1 protein-coding gene and 2 pseudogenes are annotated in these 3,101 nt (G+C 70.2%); 2 read left to right on the top strand and 1 reads right to left on the bottom strand.

All coding sequences use genetic code 11. The features are described from left to right. Window positions 1–106 (bottom strand): annotated as a pseudogene (locus tag AB0O00_RS33850) (ATP-binding cassette domain-containing protein); the annotation flags it as partial. Window positions 107–193: 87 nt separating this feature from the next. On the opposite strand from AB0O00_RS33850, the gene AB0O00_RS33845 reads away from it, so the two are divergent. After that, a complete protein-coding gene (locus AB0O00_RS33845; protein ID WP_363658383.1) occupies window positions 194–2,566 on the top strand; it encodes a hypothetical protein in 2,373 nt (790 codons plus the stop codon). A 115-nt stretch (window positions 2,567–2,681) separates the two neighbouring features. Then, window positions 2,682–3,101 (top strand): annotated as a pseudogene (locus AB0O00_RS33840) (phage tail sheath family protein); the annotation flags it as partial.

The following is a 3,101-nucleotide window of genomic DNA, read 5'->3' as shown; positions in this document are numbered from 1 at the left end:
CCAGGGCGCGGGCGATGCCGACGCGCTGCTTCTGGCCGCCGGAGAGCTGGTTGGGGTAGCTGCGGGCCTTGTCGCCGCCGCCCTCCGCGCCGCCGAGCAGCAGAAGGTGGCGGCCGAGCGCTCCGCCGCGTCCGCGCTGGGTGCGGCGGGGATGCAGGGCATGGCGGCGGCCCGGACGGCCGGCGGTGCCCACGTGAAGGCCGGCCAGACCGCCGCCAAGGCCCGGGACGAGGAGGCGCGGGCCAAGCTCTCCGCCGAGCTGAAGGCCGTCTACGACGGGACGAAGGCCGACGTCGACAAGGTGCTCGGCGAGCTCGACGGCCAGGTCGGCGCGGCCTTCGACCAGGGCGAGGCCCAGGCCAAGGCGGCCTTCACCGCCGACCACCAGGCCCGGATGCAGCGCTACAAGGACGAGCGGTACGCGGGGGTCTCGGGCGCGGCGCGCTGGGTCGCCGACAAGTTCACCGGCCTGCCGGCGGAGGCGGGCCAGATCTTCCAACTCTCCCGTGCGCTCTACGAGTCCAGGATGCGCGCGGTCATCTCGGACGTCGCCGATCTGATCGGTCGTCAACTTACCGCCGCCAAGGCGAGGATCGCGCGCGGACGGGAGGAGATCGCCGGGATCGTCGCCCGCCAGCCGCGCGAACTCCAGCGCTTCGCCGCCGACGCGGCCCGGGAGTTCGGCGGGCGCTTCACCGAGCTGGAGTCCGCCGTCGACGACAAGTCCAAGGCCCTCGTGGACGACCTCGCCCAGCGCTACACCGCCGCGCGCGGCGCCGTCGACGACGAGATCAAGGCCCTCCAGGCCGAGAACAAGGGCCTGCTGGACGCCGCGATGGACGCCCTCGCCGAGACCGCTGCGACGATCAAGCAACTCGCCGACATGCTCGCGAGCGTCGCGGCGCGGGCGGCCGGCGCGGTCGACCGGATCATCGCGAAGCCGATCGAGTTCCTCGGTAACCTCGTCAACGCCGTTAAGTCCGGCGTCCTGGGCTTCGCCGAGCGGGCGGGCGAGCACCTGAAACAGGGCCTGAAGGACTGGCTGCTGGGCCAGTTGGCGGCCGGCGGCATCGAACTCCCGGAAACACTGGACGCCAAGGGCATCCTTCGGCTCGTCCTGTCGATCCTCGGCCTGACCTGGGCCAACATCCGGGCACGCGTCGTACGGCAGATCCCGGAACCGGCGATGCGGGCGCTCGAAGGCTCCTTCGAGATGGTCCGGGTCCTGATGTCGGAGGGCGTCGGCGGTCTCTGGCGCTGGATCCTCGGGAAGCTCGGCGACCTCAAGGACACGGTGATCGGCGCGATCAAGGACTTCGTCCTGGAGAAGATCGTCACCGCCGGGGTCACCTGGATCGTCTCCCTGCTCAACCCGGCCTCGGCGTTCGTCCGGGCGTGCAAGGCGATCTACGACGTGATCATGTTCTTCGTCCACCAGGCCGCCCGGCTCAAGGACTTCGTCGACACCGTCCTCGACTCGATCGAGGGCATCGCGGCGGGCACCGGAGGCGGCATCCCCGCGAAGATCGAAGCGGCCCTGGCGAAGGCCCTGCCCCTGGTCCTGGACTTCCTCGCGAGCCTGCTGGGCCTCGGCGGCATCTCGGAGAAGATCCGGGGCATCCTGGAGAAGGTCCAGGCCCCGGTGACGAAGGCCGTCGACTGGGTGATCGGCAAGATCGTCGCAGCGGGGAAGGCGGCCTGGCGCGGCCTCAAGCGCGGTGGGGCGAAAGCCGTCGACAGTGTGAAGGGCGCCAAGGACGCCCTGTTGGCGAAGCTCCGGGTCCGGAAACCCGTGCCGATGGGCGGAAACACGCATCACGTCTATCTGGAGGAACGCGGCGGCAGGAACGTCCTGATGATGGCCAGCACGCCCGGCCTGCTGCTCGTGAAGATCGACAAGGCGTTGTCCAACGAGACGGTGCGGAGCAAGCGCAAGGTCGTGAGCGAGCTGCAGGCGGCGCGGATCAGGATCTCCGTCTTCCAGGAGAGCGTCCAAGCGGCCAAGGACGAGTCCTCCAAGCCGAAGATCCGCGCCGCCGAATCCGCCCTCGTCGCCGAGCTGGACCGGATCGCCGCCCGCCTGGCGGAGATCGGCGCGACCTTCGACATCGACGACCTCAAGGGCACGAAATGGACGCTGGACGGGAAGATTCGGGACGGGATCGACATCCGCGCCAAGTTCTACGGTCCCAGCACGCTCTACCAGGTCCACAGGGGTGTCACGTTGGGTCAAGGGCACCGGGACAAGATCGCGCGGAAGGCGCAGTTCGGGTTGGATCCCGGGTTCGCGAAGGCCACCTACTACTGCCCGGGCGTTCCTCGCCTCAACCGGTCGCCGCATCTGGCACCGGACGTGGACGTCACACTGGACCACAACACCCCGGTCGCACAGCACTGGAACGACCACGGCCGGAAGAGCGGTCATCAACCGCGTGTGGACTTCTACACCAACGCCGCCGAGCTCGTCGCCATGTGCGGGCCCTGCAACTCGGCCAAGAACTCCGACGGAGTCAAATACATCCGCGAGGTGGAATCCGGGTTCGCAGACAAGGACGGCAACCGGTAGTTGCCCGTTCAGGCAACGAGGGCTTCCCCGGTGCGCCGTGCGGAGGGTCATGACCTTGGTCGCCCCCGGACACCAGGCTGGGCCGTGGCCGGTTGGGTCCGAAGGGGGCTGAGGGATGCCGTCGTATTTGTCGCCGGGCGTCTACGTCGAAGAGGTCGAGGCGGGTTCGCGTCCGATCGAGGGGGTCGGGACGGCGGTCGCGGCGTTCGTGGGCCTGGCGCCGTGCGGGCCGCTGAACACGCCCACGCTGGTGACCAACTGGAGCCAGTACACCCGGGAGTTCGGGGAGTTCGCCGACGGCTGCTACCTCGCGCACGCGGTGTACGCGTACTTCCTCAACGGCGGCGGCGTCTGCTACGTCGTCCGGGTCGGCGGCGGGCCCGCCGCCGCGCCGCCGTCCCCGGCGCCGGCCAAGCGCAGGGGAGGCAGGTCCGCGCTCGGCGGGTTCCAGGTGGCCGCGTTGCCCGGCGCGGGCGAGGGGCTGACGGTCGAGGTCGCGGACGCCGGCGGCGAGTCGCCGGGCGAGGACGCGTTC

The sequence above is a fragment of the Kitasatospora sp. NPDC093558 genome (genome assembly GCF_040683475.1).
Lineage (GTDB): Bacteria > Actinomycetota > Actinomycetes > Streptomycetales > Streptomycetaceae > Kitasatospora.
Note: the sequence above shows the minus strand (reverse complement) of the source record. Positions and strands in the feature narration are given on the sequence as shown.